This is a genomic window from Paenibacillus sp. 11B, assembly GCF_030487755.1.
Classification (GTDB): Bacteria; Bacillota; Bacilli; order Paenibacillales; family Paenibacillaceae; genus Paenibacillus; species Paenibacillus vandeheii.
On the sequence record NZ_JAUKNS010000001.1, the window covers coordinates 1,694,206 to 1,718,427 of the forward strand.

The following is a 24,222-nucleotide window of genomic DNA, read 5'->3' on the forward strand; positions in this document are numbered from 1 at the left end:
AATACCTTGAATATGGAGGTTTCAGTGGGAAGAAGAATGCGTATTAAGCCTTTTATCCATAATTACACAATCACGAGCGTATTTGATTAAATTTTAACAAGCTGGCTCCAATTCGTATTGAAACCAGCTTACAGATTATGACTTTTTTCAAGAACTCGTTATCAGTACTGCCCATCTCTCTGCTTTATTTTTTTGCAAACATGGTTGATATCATGTCTCTTACTGCTTGAATCAGTATTGCAACAACAAAAATGATCAGGAATAAATTAAAAAACGGAAAAGAATAAGGGGCAATCCATTCTGTAAGTAACCTAGATTCCAACATCCCTCTTACTATCCTTGCAAATGCGTTGTCACTATCGTTTATGTTAGGCTCCAGCAAAGTACCATCAATGGCGATAAAGATCAACTGTACAATTATAAATATTCCAATTGTAATCATCCAGCGTTTTGCTCGATTAGTATGAAGTTTTTCGGTGGAATATGACATTTCATTTTCTCTCCTCTCACAATTTTGTTTCCTAACTCTGATCTCTGTATTTAATATATATATAGCAAACACATAGGATTCTATACCACATTATATACACTTATACGGCACCATCAAGTTATTTTTTCTAAATATTGAATTATTTTCATATCCTTTTATTTTAATATAGCCATCTCCCGAATACACCTAGCTGTTTTATATATCTGAATGTAAGTTGGCTTCACACCATAAATGTTGAACTGGTTTTATACATATTTTTCAAAAGCTTTGTTCCCCATCATATCCTAATTTCGTATAAAAGCGGTGTCTGTGCCTGATCTGTATGATAACCCGCTCTACCACGCCAAACGGTCTTTTTTCTACCAAGGCATCCAGACACATATGTAAATTCGCAGGTCCCAATAATCTGATCATCAACTTCATATACAAGCAGGAGAATGTTGGAATCACTCCTCACTTCTTCAATTCGCTCTGCGAGGCCTGGTCTACGACTCCAGGAGAGCTCGTCTCTACTTGCCTTTAGCGCAGAGGTCTTCCATACTTTCGACAACGTCGACCTCTCCGGTTTACTCTTTTCGAGGCTCTATCACTTTCAGGCCTACTGTCTGGCTGTCTACGCTTAACGTCTGAAATTACTTCCAGCCGTCCAAGAATCGCTATTGGTGGCTTCGCTTTAGCCTTTCCAAGCAGATTTCCACCTGCTAAACTTCACAACCTAGGCTTGGACGCACCGAAAGTTAAATTAATATATATATGATTTCAATAGATCCGGTTAGGAGATTGTTAAGGATGATCAAAGCGAACGGAGATCCAAAATTCATACCGTTATACGAAGCGCTGGCAAGCGAGGTTAGATGGAGAATCATGGATTTGATTGCAGATAGCGAAATGAATGTAAAGGATATAGCCGCTGCGTTAGCACTTAGCCCCTCCATCGTTACAATGCACATCCGCAAGCTTGAGCAAGCCGGACTGATCGATAGCCGCAGGATACCCCTGAATGGAGGCACGCACAAATTATGTTTCCTCAAACAAAATAACATCGAGATCGAACTGCCATCCGCTAGTCGAACAGCAAGGGTTAGAGAGCAGACAATTTCAGTGGGTCACTATACTGCATTTGAGGTCCATCCTACCTGCGGTCTTGGGACACACGAGAAAGAAATCGGTGTTTGGGATGACCCACGCTACTTTCTTGATCCTGAGCGGGTTCACGCTGCCATCCTCTGGTTTGGAAGGGGGTATGTCGAATACAAAACGCCTAACTATATGCTTCCTGATGAGACTGCCAGTACCATTGAAATTTCAGTGGAAATAGCTTCTGAAGCTCCGGGTTTAAGAGATCATTGGCCATCGGATATCTTATTTACGTTTAACGGAATTTCGCTTGGAACCTGGACAAGCCCCGCTGATTTCGGAAGGGCTGCTCGTGGCAAATATACGCCGACATGGTGGCATCGCAATGTGAATCAATATGGATTATTAAAGACGATTCGTGTTGATGACTCGGGTACGTATATGGATGGAGAACGAATGTCGGACGTGACGATCGAGGATCTCAAACTGGAGGAACCATTCTGGACGCTTCGTTTCACGGTTGACGAGGAGGGGGCTAACGTCGGTGGATTAACACTCTATGGTTCCGGGTTCGGCAATCATGACCAGGATATTGTCATACGCGTACAACGCTAATCTTTCTTTATGTATTAAAGAATAATCCCGTTCTTGGCTTCAAAATATATACCCCATTTGAATGAACGGGATACTGTTTAACGTAGTTAAAGACGCTTTCTATACTCGACCCCATGAACATGAATCAGCACATTCTGGGCCGCCAACTTTTCGAAAAAATCCAACATATCCCCAAAGGGATTTTTGAAATAGGCAATCAGGTGTTCATAGTTTGTAGTGGATTTCAAAAAGTTATAAAAAAAATAAGGGTCCATGTTTCCCACATCATCTTTACTGCCGAGAGAAACCTCCAACGTTTGCCCTGTTTCTGCATTCTCGAACATGCAATGCTCTCCATGAACATCGAAATGCCATTTTCCACTCAAATATTCTTCACCGTTTACAACTTCCTCGTTAGAAAGCAAGTAGTATGCTCCATTGATGACCTTTTCCTTTTCAGCCTGGCTGGTTTCCGAGATCAATTTGTCGATCAGTTCTTGTGCAATTCTTTTGTACGTGTCCATCGCTTCCAGTAATTCATCTGTTGTTTCTTTGGTTAACGCGTGCATCTCTTTCTCTTGCCCCCTGTTCTTTTCACCATTAGTCAGTTCTTAAATGCCTTACCATAGCCCCATTTTCCTGTTCTTTTTCCAATAACAAATCCAGCAATCCATCAGGAACTAGCTTTACATCATCCATTGTTATTGAAAAATAAGTGATTGGTTTCCAACATGCCTTATAGGGGATGGAACCTTCTAATCCAACAAATTCTTCCTGATTGTATTGAGATTTATCTATAAATGATGCTTCATAGATAAAATCAATTTCATGACCTAATTCAGCTTCTACTCCAAAAATATTTTCAATAACGGAAATTAATCGGGGCTCTTCGATCTCTTGATCTAACTCTTCTTTGAGCTCCCTGATCAGAGTTTTCTTACTGTTCTCACCGAACTCTATCGTTCCACCAATAGGTCTGTAGAAAGTAGTTGAAATATCAGGGAAGTTAATTTCCTGAACCAAAATGCGATCTTCTTTCCTCAAAATAGCTAGCGAGACAGAACGAATTTTCATTTTTTTCTCCTTAACCTATGTTTGTTTTTATTCCTTTGTACTAAATGTCTGAATGTACTTTCTGACATCGTCTTTTAATTTCTCACTTCTAGGCATTGGTAGTTAAATGATAGAGCTATTGACGACTCGAACGCATCGCCTTTACATGTTTTAAACTGTTATCATTTAAGAACTCTTTATATGCTTCCGATTCAACAGCGTAGATCGCTACTTTTCCTTGTGAATTATGATGAAGGCCCCAACCATAACGTTTACCCAACGAAGAAGTGCGAAGACAGGGTTGTCCCTTGGAGAAAAACTTTGTTCTCTCTAGTGATCTTTGTTCATCTGAGATATCATTGCGCTGCGCAAATACTTCAAACATAACATCCTCTTGCGTGTATTGATAAGGATGGTTTGCAATCATTTCATACTGTAGAACTGGAACGGTTTTGCCGCCGTTTTTGGCTTTGGGGATCTCTGCCACTTTAACAGGACAATCTTCTGCTACTGCAATAAAAGTTTCATAATAGTTCATGTCTTTCATCAATATATCCTCCCATCTATTCATTAAAATATGGATACGAATATACAATCAAGTTTGAAATCGTTTTATAAATATTTCTTAAAAGCCTTGCTGGATTCACCATCGTATCCTAATTTCGTGTAGAAGCCGTGTGCCTCGTATCTGGATGAACCACTGGTGAGAAACACCTTTACACATTGTTTCTGTATGCATACATTCTCTATATACTTCATAAGGTCAGATCCATATCCCTTGCTCTGCACATGCTCCGTAATGATAACCCGCTCAACTACACCAAACGGTCTATTCTCCACCAATGCATCCAGACAAATATGTAAATGCGCAGTCCCGATCACCTGATTACCAACTTCGTAAACAAATAAGAAGCTGTTGGGATTATTCCTTACTTCTTCAATCCGCTCAGCCAGTACCTTCGTATTCAGATTGTTCGGTAATAATTCATTGTACAGCCTTTCAATAACCTCGACATCCCTTGCTTCGGCCTCTCTAATCATCATGTTCCACCCCTCAACTTAAATCGTAACTTAATATGCTATCACCATTGTCCTAGAACCAACTCACGCTCAAATGCTGACTACGTCCATCATAACCCAAAAAGTGGTATATGCGTACAGTTCCTTCCTCCTTTTCTCACCTGCTGATTAGCAGTTCTTTCCTTACAGACCCAGAACAAAAAACCACGGTTTCCCGTGGTCCATCCATTCCAGTATGCTCTATTCTACCGGCCCACTTACCAGATTCCCTTCAAACCATACCGCTTGACGCGCAGACCTTCTGGCAACTGCCTCTGCCGAGCAGCTGGCTTCTACCAGTACAAAACTAGCCGTATCCCCTACCTTCGGCCATACCTGTTGCCCCTCTGAATCCAGTGGAGTGATACCACTTGTGACAAATGCAAGCGATTGAGACAAGGACCGTTCATCGCTATATCCGTACAGTTCGGCGAAACGGCCCGCTTTTTCCAGTTGATCTCCATTACCAAAAGGAGACCAATGATCCGTCAAACTGTCTGTCGCCAGCTTCACGTTCACCCCATGTTGATGGAGCATCGGAAGTGGCATCATCATTTTACCGATAGGCACGGTCGAAGCAACGCTCATACCAAGGGAAGCCATTCGCTTGGCCATATCTTCCGCTTCCTGCTGCTCCGCATGAGCAAACCAGAATGCATGACTAACGGTAACTTTGCCCTGAAGCCCCGCTTCTTCAGTCAAATCAGTCAATTGCAATAATATTTGTTTACCTGATTCTCCAGCTTCATGCAGATGAATATCGATGCCTGCCTTATACTGAACAGCCAGTTCGACCATTGCATTTAGCGATTTCTCAATATGCCCGTCCACGGCGTGAGGATCAAGTCCACCTACATGAGTGGCCCCTTCTGCCATGGCTTGACGCATCAGTTCTACCGAATTAGAGCGGAGCAGCCCATGCTGCGGGAAAGCGACGATTTCAGAGGAGATTTTGCCCGAAAATGTTTCCAATGCCTGCTTCGTCGCTTCCAGCCTTTTCAACCCGCTGACCGGCTCAATATTGCAATGAGTGCGCACATGAGTGGACCCATACCCCTGAATCAAGGTCAGAATACTTTCCGCTTGACGCTTCGCATCGGGTAATAGCTTGGGCAGCAATACTTTCTCTTCTTCGATACGTTCGAAAATGCTGGAGATGCGTCGAACCGCTTTCCATGGTGCATCGTAATACGTCTTATCCAAATGAATATGGGCTTCCTCGAACGAAGGCAGCAGCAGAAGTCCTTTACCATCAACCTGCGGCAACTCGCTTGTTAAATCCGTTTCCCCATTCACAATAGCTGCAATGACTCCATCTTCAATTCGCAGATGACCAAGGCTTGTCCGGGTGCCAGTTACCTGCCCGTCTTCCATTACATAACTTTGCTCCAATGCTACGTTGGTTAACCAATATTTCTGCTTCAACCTGGTCACTCCCTCTTTCCACTCGGTCTATGTGGTCAATGGTACCATAGGACTTCATTCAGCAAAAATAGTTAAAACGTTGGTAATCCATACGATTATCGTTTAGATATTGTTGGACTTCCCTATTAGCATACGAAGTGTAATATATCCAAAAATTTGAATCACAAATACCATAGCCACAAATTCAACCAGAATGCTGTTATCTGCACTTAAGTCAGTCATGATATCCTTCAAAATGAGGCCAGGCTGCTTCAGGACATCCCAACTATTCCACCGATTAAATCTGCCGATGTACACCCCTAAACTGCTCAGGAGTAAAATAACACCTGCAACGACCATGCTGCTAAATTGGCTGAGTCGTTTATTTAACAATCCGTGGATTTGATGTATCGAACAAATGGACAGAACTAAACCTAGTATAGCTACGACAAACGTCAGGGTGAGACTATACCAAAAATCAATATTAACCCAAAACTTAGTTTCCCCTTGAGGGTCAAAGTATCTGAATGCATGCAAAATTTCTGTGAAAAGATATGCTGAATTCGGTAGAAAGAACAGCCAGCCTGCACACATCACTCCAACCAATGCGATACTCATTCTTGTAAGTTTTTTATGGCATACATAACGAATCGTAGATGAAATGATAAATGGAACCCATGCCAAGAAAATGTCCCACGCTAAAAATTGATACATGTTCGTGTTTGTTTTGGTACGCAAGTAGACAGCAACAAGTAGACAACCTATGGTAGCAACGATTAAAACACTACTCATTTTTAAATAAATTGTATTTTTATTATTGTTCATTTCTTCGCTTCGATTTCCCTTTCCTTGTTGGTATGCCTGAGGCAGTTCCAATCCCTCGATCATCGATTTCATAAAACGAACCGTGAATACGCCTTCCTAGTAATCCACGTACATCATAACCCAAAATGTGGTATATGCGAACATCTTATGATCGTTTGGGCAAGTGACCGGAACAGCTCTCAGACAATCGTTATTATTTTAACGAATCGAGCACACTCTATTTTGTGAAATTCCACGGATCAGTCATCGTAACAAAGCGTAGACGCCTTATTCCATTGCTTTGTGAGTCTTTGCGCATCATTCTGCAGGTTTTTACTGGAATAAGACGGCTGAGGTTCGTTAGGTTTTACATGTCACGCTATTCCTCACAATAAGGTGGTGTAGGAGATTCGTTAGCGTCGTGACCCAGAAGGAAAAGACCAACCTCCGCGTTATTTCCGTTTATCCTCCATTCTTCTATCAATAGAAAATGTAAAAACAGGCACTATAGAGTGCCTGTACATTGTTAGAACTAAGCGAAGCCTTGGCCGCAGGAGTCTACCGCTTCGTTTTCATATAATTAATCAAAAATTAAACCGCGCATGCCCGCCATCAGTCACGCCTTCAATCTGTTCAATGTCCAGCAGTCTTCGCTTCATCTCCAGTCCTCCGCGAAAACCGGTCAGCTTGCGGTTGGCACCGATGATGCGGTGACATGGCAGCAGTACCGGAATGGGGTTGGCTCCATTGGCGGCCCCAACAGCTCGCACCGCAGAAGGTCTTCCCACCGCAGCAGCAATGTCGCCATAGGTTCTTGTCTCACCATAAGGAACACGACCCAGCTCTGTCCATACCTGTTGTTGGAATGTTGTTCCGATCAGATCAAGCGGGATTTCATCGGTGAAAGCCACTCTATCTCCGGCAAAATAGGCTTGCAGCCAATCCATCATACCTGTCTGCTTCAACGCTGCTTCATTCTCTTCGAGCTCCACGCCAGGTGCAATTCGACCAATCCAGCTCCCCCAATCCTCCAGGGTTTCATTGGGCATAATAACCCGGCATAACCCTTTTTCGGTGCCAAGCAATACCCACGGACGACCGTCCAGTTCCATTTTTGTCCACATGATGCTCTTTCTCATACGTCTATCGTCCTTTCCCTCGTAGGTTTATATCTGATTTCTTTTCACGTTATGCACACATACTACACACGAACCGGTTTCTTCGATTTTCGTTTCATACTGCGGATGATCTGTTTGGTCTCCGAATCAACACGATAGGACTCCGTTATTTTCTGAAGAGCCTTATTATACGTAAAGTCGTCCAAGGTATTGTCCTGCAAATAACGTAGCGTGGCTTCAGGTTGTTTCACATAAGCGATGGAGATAGCCCAGGCCACTGCCATTTTCACATAATAACCATCGTGACGAATGCGATCTAATGAGACAAGAACTTCGCTGATATATTTTTCTTCCATATAAAAGTTCAACAGCATCACAACACCGAAGCGAATGTCATACTCCTGATTGGATACCAAATAGGGCTGCAAGAATTGCCACACCTGATCCAGATGTGCCTTCGTATATTTCAATCCACCGCAGAAGCTGTCGCATACGGACCAGTTATCTATTTTGGGGACAAACCAGGCGATATGTTGCAGCAATTCTTCAATATCTGCTTGAGCATGACCGATGGCCATCGCTTGCAGCATGACTTCTTCAAAATAATCATCATCAGCGGTTTTTAGATAGGCTCGCCAGTCCTCTTTGACAATTTGTTTCGCCATCTTGTGTATTTCAGGCAGTCTCACACCCAACAGATTCGTGATATTCGGAATGAGCGCAGCCGAGAATTTCTGATATTCCGGTTCGACCAGAGATAACAATTGTGTTCTTACAACCGTTTCCACATGTCTCCTCCTCATCGGGTTTTCTACATCAAGTATATCCCGGCAGCATTGATTTGTAAGCCCATATCGAATGCATTAGCAAGATTACAATATCCATTTCCCGTGGTCGCTGTTTAACTGCCATCCCATTTCGTTTAAGAATACGGAGTTGAACCCATCTAGAAAGGAGACTACATATGAACCGATCCCATCTCAAAAAAGATTTTTCGGTTGAAGAGATTACGGAGCTCCTTGTGCAATTTGTGCAAACCCAAAACCTGACCGAATTTTATAAATGGGCCAAAGAGCTGCATCCATACGACCTTTCTCTCATATATAAAAAGTTCCCTGAACAAGAGACGAAACGCTTCTTGCTTTTATTCAAGCCTGACGTTCTCGCCGATATGGCAGAAGCGCTCACGCTTCAAGAACAGGTACATCTATTCGAACAATTAGGCCCGGAACGCACCCTTGAAGTCATGCAGCAGATGGACAAAAGTGATCTGATTCGCTTCATGCATGATCTACCTCTCAAACGCAGGGAAGAACTCTTGTCTACGATGAACCTGGATCACTCTTCGATTATCCGCGCCGTGTTGAACTATCCACCGGAGACGGCAGGGCGAATCATGACCGATCGTTACCGCACCCTGTTATCACATGAAACAGCAAAAGAAGCGCTAAGAGAATCACAGGCATCGCTGCTCATTCCAGCGACCAGTTACCTGTATGTCACGGATGATGAAGGCAAACTGGTCGGAGTCGTGAGTTATCAATCCCTTGCTGAGGCAGATGATAAGACCAAAGTGGAAGAGCTGATGACGCGGCGTGTCATCCATGCAACCGTCGATATGGACCAGGAAGAAGCCGCACAGCTGTTGCAGCGTTATGAGTTTATGGCTCTGCCTGTCGTGGATGAGAATCACAGATTATGCGGCGTGATCCAAATGGATGATGTCATTGATATTATTATGGACGAGGCCAGTGAAGACATCGCCAAAATGGGTGGAGGCAGCAAAGACATCGATTTTGATACCAAACCGCTGGTTGCTGTCAGACGTCGCCTTCCTTGGCTGATTTTACTGTTATTCATCGGACTGATCTCGGGAAGCATTGTGGATTTTTTCGAGGACACACTGAATCAGGTTGTGGCCCTCGCGTTCTTCATGCCCATGATAGCCGGCATGACGGGGAATACAGGGACACAATCTCTCGCTGTCGTTGTGCGTGGACTGATTGGACGCAAGCTGGACAAGGCCACAGTGCTCGCGCTGATTGGCCGGGAGATTAAGGTAGGCCTAATGATTGGACTTGTATGCGGCTTGATGATTACGGTCATCGCCTATTTCTGGCAAGGTGACTGGCTGCTTGGAGCGATTATCGGCGTATCACTCTTCTTCACTCTCGTCATCGGAACACTGACCGGCACTTGCATTCCCCTTCTGCTCAGTCGTTTCAAAGTAGACCCTGCGGTCGCCTCCGGCCCATTAATTACAACACTGAATGATATTTTGTCGTTGTTTATCTATTTCGGCATCGCAACCCGTTTTCTGGATGCCTTGATGTGAATATCGAAAAAAACAGAAAACAGACCTAATCCTGCGGATGATGGTCTGTTTCTGCTTTTTCATTTGTTGTTTCAAAGTATTCTTTTCATCTATATAAATTGAACTAAAGAATATGTACACTTGCCACTCCGATGACAGAACAACCTTCCGATCGCTGTTATCCCCAGATTTTTTTGAATTCCCTTTTTCAAAGGGGAAAATCCGGGGATAAAGGCGAACGCTCCGCTTCTTCAAGTTATTTCTGTCCTCTCCGTTATCGTGTAAATGTTTAGTTCAATTCATCTAGCCTTCCGATGCATCCAAAGGATGTATTACGGAGAACTCTGCCTCCATCCAGCATTACAACACCGGATTATGCCGATCTTTTGTTTTTGTTATAAATGTCAAAAGCCACCGCCAGCAGAAGTACCAATCCCTTGATCCCTTGCTGCCAGTCAATACCCAGACCAATGAGGGACATTCCGTTATTCAGAACCCCCATGACCAGCCCGCCGATAATGGCGCCAAATACCGTTCCGATGCCGCCAGAAGCGGAAGCGCCGCCAATAAAGCAGGCTGCAATGGCATCCAGCTCGAAGTTGGTACCGGCTCTTGGCGTCGCTGCATTCAGCCGGGCCGCAAAGATCAGTCCGGAAATGGCGGCCATCACGCCCATGTTGACAAATACCCAGAAGGTCACTTTTTTCGTTTTGACCCCAGATAAGCCTGCAGCCTTCTCATTGCCTCCGAGTGCGTAAACATGACGACCCATGACAGTACGATTCATGACAAAGGAATAAACGATGATCAATACAAACAGCAGAATCAGAATATTCGGAATGCCTGCGTAGCTCGCCAGCATAAACGTAAACAGATTTGTAACCGCAGCCACCACCACCAGCTTGAGCAGGAACAGCCCCTGAGGCACCACCTCAAAACCGTATTTTCGCTGGGAACGTCGTTCGCGCAATTCATTCACAATATACCAGACCGTAAGCACAAGACCGACGATGATGGAAACAAGACTGAGGCCTGAAAATTGGATATCCGGCAGGAAGCCTGAGCTAATTTTCTGGAATCCGCCCGGAAATGGTGAGATGGACTGGCCTTCCAGCACAATCATCGTCAAACCGCGGAAGAGCAGCATGCCCGCCAGGGTTACAATAAATGCCGGAATTCGCACGTACGCGATCCAGAAACCCTGCCACGCCCCGATTAATGCCCCAACCACGAGTGAGGCAATGACCGCCAGCCAGGCCGGAAGCTGCCAATCAACCATCATAATCGCGGCAACCGCCCCGACAAAGGCGGCAATCGAACCTACCGACAGATCGATATGTCCGGTAATAATGACCAGCACCATCCCAATGGCCAGTACCAGAATGTAGCTGTTTTGCAAAATCAGATTGGTAATGTTGATCGGCTTGAGCAGCAGCCCGCCCGTCAACACCTCGAACAACAGCATAATTACAACCAGCGCGATAATCATGCCATACTGGCGTATATTGTTTTTGAACAGTCTAGTTAACATTTCCATGCTTCCCGCCTCCTGACTTGGTCATATATCTCATCAACGTTTCCTGCGACGCTTCTTCCCGGTTGACCTCTCCCGTAATTCGCCCGGCATTCATCACGTAAATTCGGTCGCACAGGCCCAATACCTCCGGCAGTTCGGACGAAATCACCAGGACACCCTTGCCCTCTGCAGCAAGCCGATGAATAATCGTATAAATTTCGAATTTGGCGCCGACATCGATGCCGCGCGTTGGTTCATCCAAAATAAGAATATCCGGCCCGGCAAATATCCATTTGCTGAGCACTACCTTCTGCTGGTTACCGCCGCTCAGATTGCCGGTTTTCTGCAAAATGCTCGGCGCTTTGATATTCATGCTTTTTTTCATCTCTTCGGCAACAACTACTTCTTCACGCTCGTTTACAACGACGCCTCGAGTCAGCTTGTTAAGACCCGTCAGCGAAATATTGCGCTTGATATCATCCATTAAAATGAGGCCATACTCCTTGCGATCCTCTGTCACGTAGGCAAAGCCATTCTGAATGGCTTCTGTTACGCTGTTGTTCTGAATGGGTTTGCCATCTTTGATGAGCTGTCCCGTGATGTTGCGTCCATAGGATTTGCCAAAAATACTCATGGCCAGCTCTGTGCGTCCGGCCCCCATCAGACCGGCAATGCCTACGATCTCTCCTCGTCTGATGTTCATGTTGACCTGATTCAGCACCTTGCGATCAGCATGATGCTCGTGATAGACCGTCCAGTCCTTCACCTCCAGGATGACTTCACCGATGTTCGCATGGCGCTCCGGATAACGGCTGGTGAGATCACGGCCTACCATTCCACTAATAATCCGGTCTTCAGTTACGTTGTCCTTACTCATATCCAGCGTCTCAATCGTCTTGCCGTCCCGCAAAATGGTTACTGAATCAGACACCTTCGACACCTCATTCAGCTTGTGAGAAATCAGGATACAGGCAATGCCCTGCTTCTTGAATTCCAGCATTAATTGAAGCAGATTCTCGCTGTCATCCTCGTTCAAGGCAGCGGTGGGCTCATCCAGAATGAGCAGCCGCACCTTTTTGGAGAGCGCTTTCGCTATTTCGACCAGCTGCTGCTTGCCCACACCGATATTGGATACAAGCGTATTCGGATTTTCGGTCAGCCCTACCTTGCCCAGCAATTCTCGGGTACCCACATACGTTTCCTTCCAGTCAATGATACCCTTGCTGGCACGTTCGTTGCCCAGATAGATGTTTTCCGCAATGGAGAGGTAGGGAATAAGAGCCAACTCCTGATGGATAATGACAATTCCCAGTTCCTCGCTCTGCTTAATGTCCCTGAATTCACATGTCTTTCCCTCAAACAAAATGTCCCCGTCGTATGTTCCATGCGGATATACACCGCTCAGCACCTTCATCAGCGTCGATTTGCCTGCACCGTTTTCACCGCATAGCGAATGAATTTCGCCTTCTCTGACCTTGAGATTGACGTTTTCCAGCGCTTTGACGCCAGGGAAGGTTTTGGTGATTCCTTTCATCTCCAGAATAATTCCGGCCATGGGACCCGCTCCTTTCACTAGGTTATTTCAGTCCAATTTCTTCTTTGGTGTAATATTGACTGCCCACAATATCCTTCTCCACATTGGTTCGGTCCACTGAAATGGGATCAAGCAGATAAGCCGGTATGATCTTAATTCCGTTGTTATATGATTTATCATCATTCACTTCTGCCGGTTTCCCTTGCAAAATGCTGTTGGCCATCTCTACCGTCTGTTCCGCCAGCTTGCGGGTATCCTTGAATACAGTCTGGGTCTGTTCCCCCGCCACAATCGATTTGATTGATGCCAGCTCGGCATCCTGACCCGTGATCACCGGCAGCGGCTTGTTCGCTTTACCATATCCCACGCCTTTTAACGATGAGATGATCCCGATACTGATCCCATCATACGGGGATAACACCGCATCCAGATTGTCTCCCGAGTAATAGGCACTGAGCAGATTATCCATTCGTGATTGGGCCAAAGCTCCGTCCCAACGCAGCGTCGCAATCTGGGCCATCGTCATCTGCTTGCTTCGCACGACCAGCTTGCCGGAATCCATGTATGGCTTCAGGACAGACATAGCTCCGTCAAAGAAGAAATATGCGTTATTGTCATCGGGAGATCCGCCAAACAGCTCAATGTTGTAAGGTCCCTTGCCTTCTTTAAGCCCAAGTTTCTGCTCAATGTAAGAGGCTTGAAGCACACCCACCTTGAAATTGTCGAACGTGGCGTAATACGTTAAGTAAGGGGTGTTGCGAATCAGGCGATCGTACGAAATGATCTGTATGCCCTGATCATGCGCCTTCTTGATCACGTCCGTTAGTGTATTGCCGTCCACGGAAGCAACCACCATGACATCCACACCCTTGGTAATCATGTTCTCAATCTGAGAGATTTGATTTTCGACGACGTCCTCAGCGTACTGCAAATCGGTCTTGTACCCCTGTTCCTGGAACAGGCGGACCATGTTTTCCCCGTCCCCTACCCAACGTTCGGAGGATTTGGTTGGCATTGAAATGCCGACATACCCTTTGGCCTTGCTGCCTGTCTCACTCTCGGCCAGATTGCAGGCAGAGAGGACCAAAGTCATCACCAGAAGCCAGATGAACAGTGCTCCTTTTTTCATATGAAGTTCCCCTTTCCTCAAATCATACAGACTTGAATGAATCATAAGATAACGCTTACAATATGTCGGGTACATCCAAGCTGTAAATCCTGTCTGAACCCATCGTAGCATTCGGGAACAGTATGGTCTTTGCTGCATTTGAACTTTTTTTATAAAATTTCAACTTGATTATGCTCAATTAAAGCTCCCAGGTAACCTGGTTTGTTGTAAGACATCTGTGAACAAAAAAAAGGATATGCCCTCCTTCATGGAAGTAGGACATATCCTCTTGATCCAATTGTATCTCTCTGTCTTTTCCTAAGATTGATTAGCTGTATCGTTGCTGCTGCCTGTTCCCCCGCTTTTGCGATATTGTACAGGCGACATACCCATCGTTTTTTTGAATGCGGTGCTGAAATAATGCTGCGTATCGTACCCTACCTGCTCAGCAATGTCGTAGATAGACCATGCTGTAGCGTCGAGCAGTTGTACCGCCTTGCGGATGCGGGCGTGTGTAACCAGAGTAACAAAGGAATCGTTCAGTTCTTTCTTGAGCACCCGGCCCAAATACACCGCAGATACATTCAGACGGACAGCGAGCGATTCCAATGTCAGCTCCCGATCCGCATAATTCTCTTGAATGAGCTGACGTGCCCGGCGAACCAGCGGAGACAACCGGGCTTCTCCAAATACTTTCTCACGGCATCGTCGATATGTGTCCGGCGCCTCCTCCAATGTCCCTGTGTGTTGCTCCATATAGGCATGAACAGCGATATTCAGGCAAGAACTGATTTTCTGCTCCATTGTGGATACAATCCCTTCCGGTGCCTTCTGCCATAGACATATGCCAATCAATCCATTCACTTCCCTGAACAGGACATGTGGAAGCTGTCCCAGCAATTCATCAACAATATTCTCTGCTGCAAAAAGAAACAATTGGCGGTCACTCTCATGCATCACCGTCTGACGTGCTTCTGCAGCAGGCCAGCGGACGATTCCAATCTGTACAGGCGGCGCAGGTGGCAGACGCAAAAACGCGAGTTGCCCCGTCAGCTCCGTCCCCCTGACTGAACCTTCCAGCCAATCCAGGCAAAAACGCTGGCGCAGCAGCGGGATATTCCGTTCAATCTGGTCGGCTGCCTGTTGCACATACGTGGTTCGCATATGTTCTTCATCCATATGCTGGCGCAGTCGCGCAAGGGCAGCATACAGCTGTTCTGCCTGAACAGGCTTCAATATATAATCCTCTACCCCAAGCCGAACGGCTTCTTGGGCATAAGCAAATTCATCATGTCCGGATATGATGAGACAGCGGCAATTCGGGCAATCGTCCTGAAGACGACGAATCAGCTCGATTCCGTTCAGAAAAGGCATATTCATATCAACCAGTACGATATCCACATTCAGGCTGGCAGCCAGTTCCAGCGCTTCCTCCCCATCCTCTGCTTCTCCGGCAACCTCCATGCCCAGGGCCACCCAGTCGATTGAATCCCGAATGCCCTCACGAATGATCGGCTCGTCATCGGCAATCAGTACCTGGTAAAGCTTCTCCGCAAGCCTGTCCTCCGTCGCAGTTAACGGAGCCGACCTTTTATCCTCTGCGGTGTTTGTTGTCGTTGATATGAATTTCTTCATCCGCTCTCCTGCCCCCTTTCCCTATCAAATGACTGTCCTGCCGGAAGCTCTCTCAACAGCGGAAGAATGACCTGCACACAGGTACCCACACCTTCCCTGCTGTCCAGCACAATGCCATATTCGATACCATAAACCAACTGTATACGTGCCTGTACGTTCAACATGCCGTAGCTTTTGCCAGCCTTTCCGGACAAGGATGCCGTTTCAAGACTTTCCAAGGGTGCTGCCAACAGCCCTTCCATCTCTGCAAGCCGCTCACTCGACATGCCCGCTCCATCGTCCTGAATCCGCAGCAGCAGTCTTCCTTGTTCTGTTTTGGCCTCCACCCGAATCTTGCCTGGCCCTCGTCTTCCCTTGATGCCATGATAAATCGCATTTTCAACAAGGGGCTGAAGCAGCAGCTTGAGTACGAACAAATCACGCAGATCGTCCGGAACGATTAGCTCGTATTGCAGTCGGTCACGGTACCGGGTCTGTTGAATTTGCAGATAACTGGTTATGTGCTCAAGCTCGGAATGGAGAGGAATGAAATCATCCCCTTTGCTGAGTCCGATGCGAAACAGTCTGGAAAGAGCGCCAACCATGTTCGATACATCGTCCGCTCCTTCCTTACGGGCCATCCAATGAATTGTATCCAGTGTATTGTATAGAAAATGGGGTTTGATATGCTCTTGCAAGCTGCGCATTTCAGCCTCACGCTTCTGCCGTTCCTTTAATTCATTCAGGGAGATAAGCTGACGGATCTGTGCAAGCATCCGGTTAAAACTTCTGCCCAGCATGCCAATTTCATCCGCCCTGTCGCTCCAGCGGCCCGCCCTGAGATTTCCCGTCTCCGCCCTGCGCATATAAGACATCAGCCGAAAGATGGGCTGCGCGATGGAACGCGAGAACCAAGAGGAGGCGCTCAGTCCGAACAAACATACCACGAACACAAAGCTGACCACATAAAACTGAATCTGCCGCACTTCCGTGATCGATTCCCGTGCAGGAAATACACCCACCGTTCTCCAGCCCGTAAACGTAGAGGACTGGTACATGAATAAAAGCTCCTTTCCACCCGCCTCAGCATTGAACGTTCCGCTGTCGCCGGATTGGAACCATTCCGCCGGAATCTGTTCTACCAAAGGGTGTTCAGGCATATATACGCTCCTCCCTTCCTCATCGGTTACCATCACATAACCGGATTTACCCAGGGTTACATTTCTGGCAGCCTGAGAGACAGACCGAAGCTTGAGATCAATCATAACAACGCCAAGTATACGTCCCGATGCTTCATCCGTTATGGAACGCGCAACAGATACAATCTCATTATCCTTGTACCTCACATGTGTGGTTATATTCCGATCCAGCGGCTGCCCCAGCACCGTAAAAATGCCTGGATTTTGAGAAGCCTTCACATACCAGTTTTCCTGGGTGAGGCTTTGCTTCGATCGGGGGTACATCTCATTGCTGATATAGTCACCGCTTCCATTGACGAGAACGATTCCGGCGATCTCCGGATAAAGCGTCGTAAAACCCTGCAAGGTTTGCTTGATCCCATACAGCTGATCTTGTTCCGCTTCCGTATTTCCTTCCTGGCTGGATGAATCTGTGCGTGTATCTTTATCCGATGCTGTTTTTCCTTGCATAAAAGCACCCACGTTCCGATCAAACGCAATCAGATACGTCATGTTTTGCAGGTTCTCCATCTTGCTGTCGAGCGCTTCATTCACTTTGCCAATGAGCTGCATCGTATGCCCCTCAACCTGCCGCTCTACAATCCGTTCCACGGTCCAGTTCACCAGCACGCCCAGTCCTACGGAAGGCACGATGGCAAATAGTAAAAACAGCAGCATTAACTGATAACGCAGCGGCATATTGCGCAAACGCAAACGTTGCAGTCTCCCCATCATTCGAATGCGTCTTGCTTCCCTGCCCCGGAAATTCTCCTGTGGATCAGCGTTATTTGGCATAATAATCATCCACATTCGTTCGGGTCACCACGGAAATTCCGGTATCCACCGTGACCGGAAGTGGTGCATTCTCATCCAGAGAGGATGGAGCGGGTACCGTCAACTGGTGATGCAGATGGAACAAATATTGAAGTGACCAATATCCCATGTTCCAGGTTCCCTGTGCGATGGTTGCGGAAATCGTGCCTCCCTTGATCATGTCCAGTGTGGCTTTATTGGTATCGAATGATATAAGTGCGAGCGAACGAGCCCCCTTCAAATTCTGTACCGCTTCACCCGCACCTGCTCCTCCGGTCGCTTCGGTCACGAAAATGCCAGCCAGCTTCGGATGAGCCTTCAGCAGCCTGATCGTTTCGTCTCTTGATACCATTGCGTCTCCATGTCCATCGGCGACTTCAACAATCTTCATCAAAGGATAACGCTGCTGAATCGTATCGCGAAATCCCTTTGTTCGCTCTTCATGATTCTGCTGGTCAGGAAGGGTCAACACTGCAACTTCCCCTTCCCGAGCCATCAGTTCAGCCATTTTGTCAGCAGCCGTTACGCCTGCCTTGTAATTGTCCGTCCCGAGAAAAGAATAGGCCCGACTTCCTGGTGCATCGGCATCGAACAACACGACAGGTATGCCCGCGTCCATTGCTTTGCTAATCACCGGAATCAGCGATTGCGGGTCGATGGCCGATATGGCCATTCCTGCTGGCTTGCGAGCAATGGCCTGCTCGATAACCGTCGTCTGTTCCTTCGCATCATACCGGGTAGCTCCGCGGTATTCCACGGTTACACCAAGCGCATCCCCGGCATCTTCGAAGCCTTTCAGGGGACTCTTCCAATATTCCAGTCCGGACTGGAAAGTAATCATCATGTAAGTTTCGCCAATATCTCCACGCAGCCCCCGGTCTTCCCAGGTACCATTCACCTGACCGGCGTATTCAAACCGAAACACATACAACACAAACGCTGAGATTAACAAAATATAGACCAGCAGCAGTTTTTTCATCTGTTCACTTCCTCAAGTCGTCTGTCAGCTATAACATTCTGCTTAAATTGTAAACGCAATCATATAAAAAGGAAACCGTTTTACCTATTCCGAATTCATCATTTTTTTCCTGCTCAAATGTTAACTGCTGCAATAATGTACTATAAGATCATCCCTTCACATCGTATCATTCATGGAATAAGACGAGTCAGAAAAGAGGCGTTCACCATGAATTTCACTTCATTTTTGATCTATTGCATTGTCGTTACCTTCACACCAGGCCCCAGCAATATTGTGATTCTTTCTTCTGCGCAACAGGTTGGTGCTAAGAAAACGATGAAATATGTGTGGGGAGCCACACTTGCATTCGGGCTGCTGCTTGCTGCTTCAGCTTTTCTCAATCATGTTCTTGCTGGCATTTTGCCTGGCATTCTCCGTGTGATGCAGATTGTTGGCGGTCTATATATGGTGTATCTGGCGTATCAGGTCTACAAAATGGGTTCTACCGAAACAGCAACGAAGCATGTTACCGGATTTTGGAACGGTTTACTCATGCAGTTTCTGAATCCAAAAGTGGTTCTGTTCACGTTTACGGTCATCCCCAGCTATGTACTGCCCTATTACGACAGTTCGCTATCATCGTCACTATTCGTGCTGCTCATTACCCTCATCGGTTTTCTGGCATACTCTAGTTGGGCCGTCTTTGGCTCCATGTTCAGAACGCTGCTGAATCGTCATCAAAAAGTACTGAGTATCCTTATGGCCCTCTTTTTGTTATACTCAGCCATTATGGTATCGGGAATCATTTAAGGTATGGGAGGTGCGCAGCGCGTGGAATGTTTCAACTATAAAAAATCACAGGATGTACTGGCTCTATCCGCCAGCTTTACGGATTTCGCCTATAAAAAGCATTGTCACGAGGAATATGCGGTTGGAGTAACCCTGCGTGGTATTCAGCAATACCATCTGGACGGTCATTATCAGGCCTCCCACAAAAACGGCGTGATGTTATTCAACCGGGAACAGTCCCACGATGGAAGCTCATATGACAAAGATGGTATAGACTACGTGATGCTTTACCTGAAGCCGGATTTGGTCGAAGAGATTCTCGGGAAGAAGGAATTGCGGTTTACCACTCCCATCGTCTATGATCCTCAGCTCGCACGAAGCATTCTGATGCTGAACGAGGCTGTTCAGAACGGACAGGATGAAGCGAAGTGCAGTGAACTGTTCTTTGACCTAGTGCAGTTGCTCTCCCAATCGGAAATGGAAACCAAGCTATGGCGGCCTCAGGACAATCTGGTCCGAAAAGCCAAGGAAATGATGTTTTGCAGCATTGAAGATGTGCTGAAATTGGACGACCTGTGTGCTGAATTCAACATGTCCAAGTTCCAGTTCATTCGTGAGTTCAAATCACATGCCGGCATATCCCCTTACCAATTTTTCCTGAACTGCAAGGTAGAACATGCACGTCAATCCATCGAGAAACATAAGGATATCTACTCTGCTGTAGCCGAATGTGGATTTGTCGATCTGACTCATCTGAACAGACACTTTAAACGGGTATTCGGTATTACGGCGTATGAATATATGCTGCAACTAAATGAATTGAATTGATTTCCAACAGGTTAACAAAGCTCCATACAAACGAAAGAGCATATTTTTAGCCCTCTTACTTCCTATTAGGAAACAAGAGGGCATTATTTGTGTTCCGGGACATTTCCGATACTAATAAAAAGGCCCGATATGGGATGCTTTTTCGAACTATTGCTTGGGTTGTGGTCCTGTTCTTTTGTTATTTCAGAAAAGACTGGGAAATCTGTTTCGCTGTATCCATCATGACTGAGTCACCGGACATCACCGTTAAAATACTCGCTCTTGTATTCACGTCCATCTTCTTCAACACCTCTATCGTTTTGGCAGAATCCGTCTGGAACAATTTTTGGATAAGACGGGCTGCACTTGGGGAAGACATCTTGGAGAAGGTATGTACCAGTTCCTTGACCGATTGATTGGCTATGTTGCTGTTTTGCTTTTTGATTTGACGCTGAATAAGGGCAAGCTCATGATCGGTAGCCGAATTGCGAGGCTTCATTTGCACCGAAAGGTCGGCAACCCGGTCCGGGTCCATTTTGCTCCAAATTAGCGCTCTCTGTTCTGTGGACATCTCGGTCATGGCATACACAATCTCCAGATCGCTCAATTGAGCCAGTGCTGCAGCAGCTTTGCTTGGAGGCATATTGGCGTAAGTCTTGGCAATATCCTTGGCTGCAGCAATATGATTTGTTGACTGTACAGCCGGAATCGCTGAAGTTGTGGTTTGTGACTGAACGGTTTGCTGTGCTTGCGACGATACTGTAGATGATGGTGATTGCGCTTGTTTGACTGGATTGGCAGATGCAACAGGCGGTGTGGCTTGAATTCCAGCCACATTCTCCACAGCATGTAATACGGTGTTTTTGACAGAAGGGACCAGAAAAAACACTGCTGCCCCTGCAGCACCAATACAGATTAGGGCAACAAACCACCTTATCCCCGATGATTTTTTCTTTGTTGAAGTTTTGGATGAACTCTTGGCAGGCTCAGGTTTGATTTTGTTATTAGGTGTGTTGGCAGATGTTGTTGCATGAATAGATTGGACCCTATTCGACTGGCTCATCATGATCACTTCCCTCTCGTTCTGAAGTAATCCCCAGTCTATACCTTCTTCATTAAAATTTGATAAGAAAATCAGATTACATTTTTTAATCTTTTCCAATTTGAATGTTGTACACTGGACTTGGTAAGCTTAACCTACAAGCTCAATCTAGCTTCTCCAAATTAAAGGAATGGATCGATTTCTAATGAAAAACATATTACTGATTGAAGATGAGAAAAACCTGGCTCGCTTTATAGAACTGGAACTGCTGCATGAAACCTACACGGTCAGTGTAGCCTACGATGGAAGACAGGGATTAGAACTAGCACTCGAAAAGGATTGGGATCTGATCCTGCTTGACCTCATGCTGCCGGGAATTAACGGGGTAGAGGTGTGCCGAAGAATACGTAATATCAAACAAACGCCCATCATCATGATTACGGCACGGGATGGTGTGATAGATCGGGTCATGGGACTCGACAGCGGAGCCGATGATTATATTCCCAAGCCTTTTGCCATAGAAGAGTTGCTGGCACGGATGAGATCCTTATTCCGCCGTTCCAACGCGGAGAGTAAGCAATCCTTGCTTGAATATCAAGGATTGCAGCTGGACCTGGAGGCGCGAATTTTTCAAAAATACGGAGAAATTGTTGAATTAACCAAACGCGAATTCGATCTGCTTGTCATCCTCATGCAAAATATTGGTCGTGTCATGACTCGGGAAGTGCTGCTTGATCTTGTGTGGGGATACGATGCTGATGTGGAGACCAATGTGGTCGATGTGTATATCAGTTATTTGCGCAATAAAATCGATGCTCCAGGCTCCCCCAGCTTTGTGCAGACGATACGAGGTTTGGGTTACGGGATTCAGAAATGATGCGCTGGATTCGAAAATATCTCCCCCATACCCGTGGCTCTATTCGCTGGAAACTCACGATCTGGATCTCGCTCTTGCTGGGCACACTGTTTATTGTGTATAACATTGTCCAGTACTTTGTCATCATTGAATGGCTCACGGTTCAGGAAGAACAAAACATTGAGAAGAGCATGAATGAGATCGAAGGTTACCTCCAAGAGAAAGAAGTATCCGCAGCGCAAATTGCATCTAACCGTTCTTTCATTACCAAGTTGAATCAGGAGAACCAGATGATCCGCATTCTAGATCAGAACGGTAATGCGCTGCTTGAAGTAACCAATGGCCTTTCTAAACAGTGGGTCGAGCCGCAAAGGGTGCAAAAACGCATTTTGATCACTGCATGGCATTACGAAGATCACCTGCTAATCATGAGATCCCCCCTCATAACCACACATTTCAGCGGGACGATTGAAATCGTGAACAATCTCGAAAATACGGATCAATTAAGCGATATGCTGGTGTTGGTGATGTTTGGCGGGGGGATTGCAGCTGTGGGATTAAGCCTTCTGGGCGCATTTTTGTTATCACGCCAATTCGTCAAGCCCATTATGACTATGAATGCAACGATGATCCAGATCCAGCAAAAAGGACTTCATGAGCGGGTTGATGTGCCGGATCAACACGATGAACTGTCCAATCTTGCCCGGATGTTCAACCGCCTAATGGATGAACTAGAGCTTTCTTTTCAGCAACAAAAACAGTTTGTCGAAGATGCTTCGCATGAGCTGCGTACACCCGTGGCCATCATTGAAGGGCATATTTCCCTGTTAAACCGTTGGGGCAAGCATGACCCGACTATCTTGAATGAGTCCCTTGATGTCTCGGCCCAGGAACTTAAACGGTTAAAAAACATCCTGAATGAACTGTTAATGCTTAGCCAATCCGAGTACGGTCACATTACAGTAGAAGCTGCGGTCGATCTTTGCCAGACTGTGCAGCATGCGCTCACCAACGTGGTGCAGCTACACCCGGACGCTACCTTTGACATTGATCTGGAGCGCCTATCCGGTATTGAAATGGAGATCCTTCCTCAACATCTGGAGCAGGTCCTGCGAATATTAGTGGATAACGCCGTTAAATATTCACCACTGACCAAAGAGATTCAGATCTGTGGAACGCGACGTGACAACGATGTATCTATTCAGGTATCTGATAAAGGCATGGGTATTCCTGTAGAAGATTTGCCGTATGTTTTTGACCGCTTCTACCGTGTGGATAAAGCCCGTACCCGTGAGCAAGGCGGTACGGGCTTGGGACTCTCCATCGCGGAACGTCTCATCAAACGATACAACGGAAAGATATTCATCTATAGCCGGGAAGATGAAGGAACCACCGTGACTATTCTGCTTCCCGTATACGTGCATCCTGAAAAAATTTGAATCGAAACGGGATATGGATAAAGATCCGTCCAATTCCCCAAGCGCTTGCCACACCAACGAGTGCGCCTGCAATTACATCCGAAGGGTAGTGTACTCCAGACCATACTCGGGCAAATGCAATACAAGCGGCAACGAGAACCCACCCCCATCGGTACCTGACGTGACCCAGCCAAAAGACAGTGGCACATGCAAAGGCAACCGTCGCATGATCACTTGGAAAGGAAGCATCTGCGGTATGGCTGATTAATTGGATGACCGAGTGGGATACAAATGGCCGATCTCTGTATAGCAAGTGACCTGTAATAAAACTGACGGCGGTACCGGAACATGCTGCCAGAATGGCTTGGAGCACCATCATGCGGTTTCTTTGACTCTTCGATATCCAATACACAATCATTCCCACCGGGAACATAAAAAGTGAAAACTTCGCTAAAAATATCATGATGCCATTCAAGTATGTGAGCTGACCCGCTTGCTGGTTAATCCAGTGAAAAAGTTCGTAATCGAATAATATGAAAGACATAAGCATCCCCTTTTCCCAATTTAAAAAACCTGTTTTTGATCATAGCCCTCTTTTCTGGGAGCAGCTTAAAAGGGAAATTAGAAAACGATAAGAAAACAGACACCCTGGAGGAACATAACTATTGAGGCAAAA

The 24,222-nt window shown here is 46.2% G+C and carries 23 protein-coding genes; 6 read left to right on the forward strand and 17 right to left on the reverse strand.

All coding sequences use genetic code 11. The features are described from left to right. Nucleotides 1-184: 184 nt before the first annotated feature. Complete coding sequence (locus Q0V21_RS07465) at nt 185-490, reverse strand: YfzA family protein (RefSeq protein ID WP_079350601.1); 306 nt, start codon at nt 488-490, stop codon at nt 185-187. A 789-nt stretch (nt 491-1,279) separates the two neighbouring features. On the opposite strand from Q0V21_RS07465, the gene Q0V21_RS07470 reads away from it, so the two are divergent. Then, nucleotides 1,280-2,182: an ArsR/SmtB family transcription factor gene (locus tag Q0V21_RS07470; protein WP_301878237.1), complete on the forward strand. Its 903-nt coding sequence runs from the start codon at nt 1,280-1,282 to the stop codon at nt 2,180-2,182. Nucleotides 2,183-2,268: 86 nt separating this feature from the next. On the opposite strand, the gene Q0V21_RS07475 is transcribed toward Q0V21_RS07470, so the two are convergent. The 8 genes from Q0V21_RS07475 to Q0V21_RS07510 all read right to left on the reverse strand — a co-directional run bounded on the left by Q0V21_RS07475 (nt 2,269) and on the right by Q0V21_RS07510 (nt 8,387). Beyond that, complete coding sequence (locus tag Q0V21_RS07475) at nt 2,269-2,730, reverse strand: DUF6896 domain-containing protein (protein ID WP_079350602.1); 462 nt, start codon at nt 2,728-2,730, stop codon at nt 2,269-2,271. A 31-nt stretch (nt 2,731-2,761) separates the two neighbouring features. Continuing rightward, nucleotides 2,762-3,235: an NUDIX hydrolase gene (locus Q0V21_RS07480; RefSeq protein ID WP_079350603.1), complete on the reverse strand. Its 474-nt coding sequence runs from the start codon at nt 3,233-3,235 to the stop codon at nt 2,762-2,764. Nucleotides 3,236-3,350: 115 nt separating this feature from the next. Continuing rightward, a complete protein-coding gene (locus tag Q0V21_RS07485; RefSeq protein WP_079350604.1) occupies nt 3,351-3,761 on the reverse strand; it encodes a DUF6157 family protein in 411 nt (136 codons plus the stop codon). Between the two features lie 65 nt (nt 3,762-3,826). Continuing rightward, nucleotides 3,827-4,258 carry a GNAT family N-acetyltransferase gene (locus tag Q0V21_RS07490; RefSeq protein ID WP_301878238.1) on the reverse strand — a complete coding sequence of 144 codons (432 nt, stop codon included), beginning with the start codon at nt 4,256-4,258 and terminating at the stop codon, nt 3,827-3,829. 216 nt (nt 4,259-4,474) lie between these two features. After that, on the reverse strand, nt 4,475-5,698 hold the full coding sequence (locus Q0V21_RS07495; RefSeq protein ID WP_301878239.1) for an amidohydrolase: 1,224 nt from the start codon (nt 5,696-5,698) through the stop codon (nt 4,475-4,477). Between the two features lie 102 nt (nt 5,699-5,800). Next, nucleotides 5,801-6,574, reverse strand: coding sequence for a DUF1361 domain-containing protein (locus Q0V21_RS07500; protein ID WP_301878240.1), 774 nt, complete (start codon nt 6,572-6,574; stop codon nt 5,801-5,803). Between the two features lie 491 nt (nt 6,575-7,065). Beyond that, nucleotides 7,066-7,605, reverse strand: coding sequence for a methylated-DNA--[protein]-cysteine S-methyltransferase (locus Q0V21_RS07505; RefSeq protein ID WP_301878241.1), 540 nt, complete (start codon nt 7,603-7,605; stop codon nt 7,066-7,068). Nucleotides 7,606-7,682: 77 nt separating this feature from the next. Continuing rightward, entirely contained in the window at nt 7,683-8,387 is a 705-nt protein-coding gene (locus Q0V21_RS07510; RefSeq protein ID WP_301878243.1) for a DNA alkylation repair protein, read from the reverse strand. A gap of 176 nt (nt 8,388-8,563) precedes the next feature. On the opposite strand from Q0V21_RS07510, the gene mgtE reads away from it, so the two are divergent. Continuing rightward, on the forward strand, nt 8,564-9,934 hold the full coding sequence (gene mgtE / locus Q0V21_RS07515; RefSeq protein ID WP_301878244.1) for a magnesium transporter: 1,371 nt from the start codon (nt 8,564-8,566) through the stop codon (nt 9,932-9,934). A gap of 352 nt (nt 9,935-10,286) precedes the next feature. On the opposite strand, the gene mmsB is transcribed toward mgtE, so the two are convergent. The 6 genes from mmsB to Q0V21_RS07545 form a co-directional block, all read right to left on the reverse strand. Continuing rightward, a complete protein-coding gene (gene mmsB, locus Q0V21_RS07520) occupies nt 10,287-11,450 on the reverse strand; it encodes a multiple monosaccharide ABC transporter permease (RefSeq protein WP_079350611.1) in 1,164 nt (387 codons plus the stop codon). Further along, entirely contained in the window at nt 11,434-12,984 is a 1,551-nt protein-coding gene (mmsA, locus tag Q0V21_RS07525; RefSeq protein WP_301878245.1) for a multiple monosaccharide ABC transporter ATP-binding protein, read from the reverse strand. Before mmsA ends, mmsB begins: the two co-directional genes overlap by 17 nt. A gap of 22 nt (nt 12,985-13,006) precedes the next feature. Continuing rightward, entirely contained in the window at nt 13,007-14,092 is a 1,086-nt protein-coding gene (gene chvE, locus Q0V21_RS07530) for a multiple monosaccharide ABC transporter substrate-binding protein (protein ID WP_079350613.1), read from the reverse strand. A gap of 297 nt (nt 14,093-14,389) precedes the next feature. Beyond that, entirely contained in the window at nt 14,390-15,706 is a 1,317-nt protein-coding gene (locus Q0V21_RS07535) for a response regulator transcription factor (RefSeq protein WP_301878246.1), read from the reverse strand. After that, entirely contained in the window at nt 15,703-17,595 is a 1,893-nt protein-coding gene (locus Q0V21_RS07540; protein WP_443146361.1) for a cache domain-containing sensor histidine kinase, read from the reverse strand. The genes Q0V21_RS07535 and Q0V21_RS07540 overlap by 4 nt, the downstream gene beginning before the upstream one ends. A gap of 52 nt (nt 17,596-17,647) precedes the next feature. Beyond that, nucleotides 17,648-18,655: a substrate-binding domain-containing protein gene (locus Q0V21_RS07545; RefSeq protein WP_301878247.1), complete on the reverse strand. Its 1,008-nt coding sequence runs from the start codon at nt 18,653-18,655 to the stop codon at nt 17,648-17,650. Between the two features lie 207 nt (nt 18,656-18,862). On the opposite strand from Q0V21_RS07545, the gene Q0V21_RS07550 reads away from it, so the two are divergent. Continuing rightward, nucleotides 18,863-19,444 (forward strand): LysE family translocator, encoded by a 582-nt coding sequence (locus tag Q0V21_RS07550; protein WP_079350617.1) that lies wholly within the window; start codon nt 18,863-18,865, stop codon nt 19,442-19,444. A gap of 21 nt (nt 19,445-19,465) precedes the next feature. Then, nucleotides 19,466-20,251 (forward strand): AraC family transcriptional regulator, encoded by a 786-nt coding sequence (locus tag Q0V21_RS07555; protein WP_301878248.1) that lies wholly within the window; start codon nt 19,466-19,468, stop codon nt 20,249-20,251. A gap of 178 nt (nt 20,252-20,429) precedes the next feature. On the opposite strand, the gene Q0V21_RS07560 is transcribed toward Q0V21_RS07555, so the two are convergent. Next, a complete protein-coding gene (locus tag Q0V21_RS07560) occupies nt 20,430-21,296 on the reverse strand; it encodes a MotE family protein (protein WP_301878250.1) in 867 nt (288 codons plus the stop codon). 181 nt (nt 21,297-21,477) lie between these two features. Here Q0V21_RS07560 and Q0V21_RS07565 point away from each other — a divergent pair, with 181 nt between their 5' ends. Both Q0V21_RS07565 and Q0V21_RS07570 read left to right on the forward strand, forming a co-directional pair. Next, nucleotides 21,478-22,149 (forward strand): response regulator transcription factor, encoded by a 672-nt coding sequence (locus tag Q0V21_RS07565; RefSeq protein ID WP_301878251.1) that lies wholly within the window; start codon nt 21,478-21,480, stop codon nt 22,147-22,149. Then, nucleotides 22,146-23,567, forward strand: coding sequence for a HAMP domain-containing sensor histidine kinase (locus Q0V21_RS07570; RefSeq protein WP_301878252.1), 1,422 nt, complete (start codon nt 22,146-22,148; stop codon nt 23,565-23,567). Before Q0V21_RS07565 ends, Q0V21_RS07570 begins: the two co-directional genes overlap by 4 nt. On the opposite strand, the gene Q0V21_RS07575 is transcribed toward Q0V21_RS07570, so the two are convergent. After that, on the reverse strand, nt 23,527-24,090 hold the full coding sequence (locus tag Q0V21_RS07575) for an undecaprenyl-diphosphatase (RefSeq protein ID WP_301878253.1): 564 nt from the start codon (nt 24,088-24,090) through the stop codon (nt 23,527-23,529). The genes Q0V21_RS07570 and Q0V21_RS07575 overlap by 41 nt on opposite strands. Between the last annotated feature and the right edge of the window lie 132 nt (nt 24,091-24,222).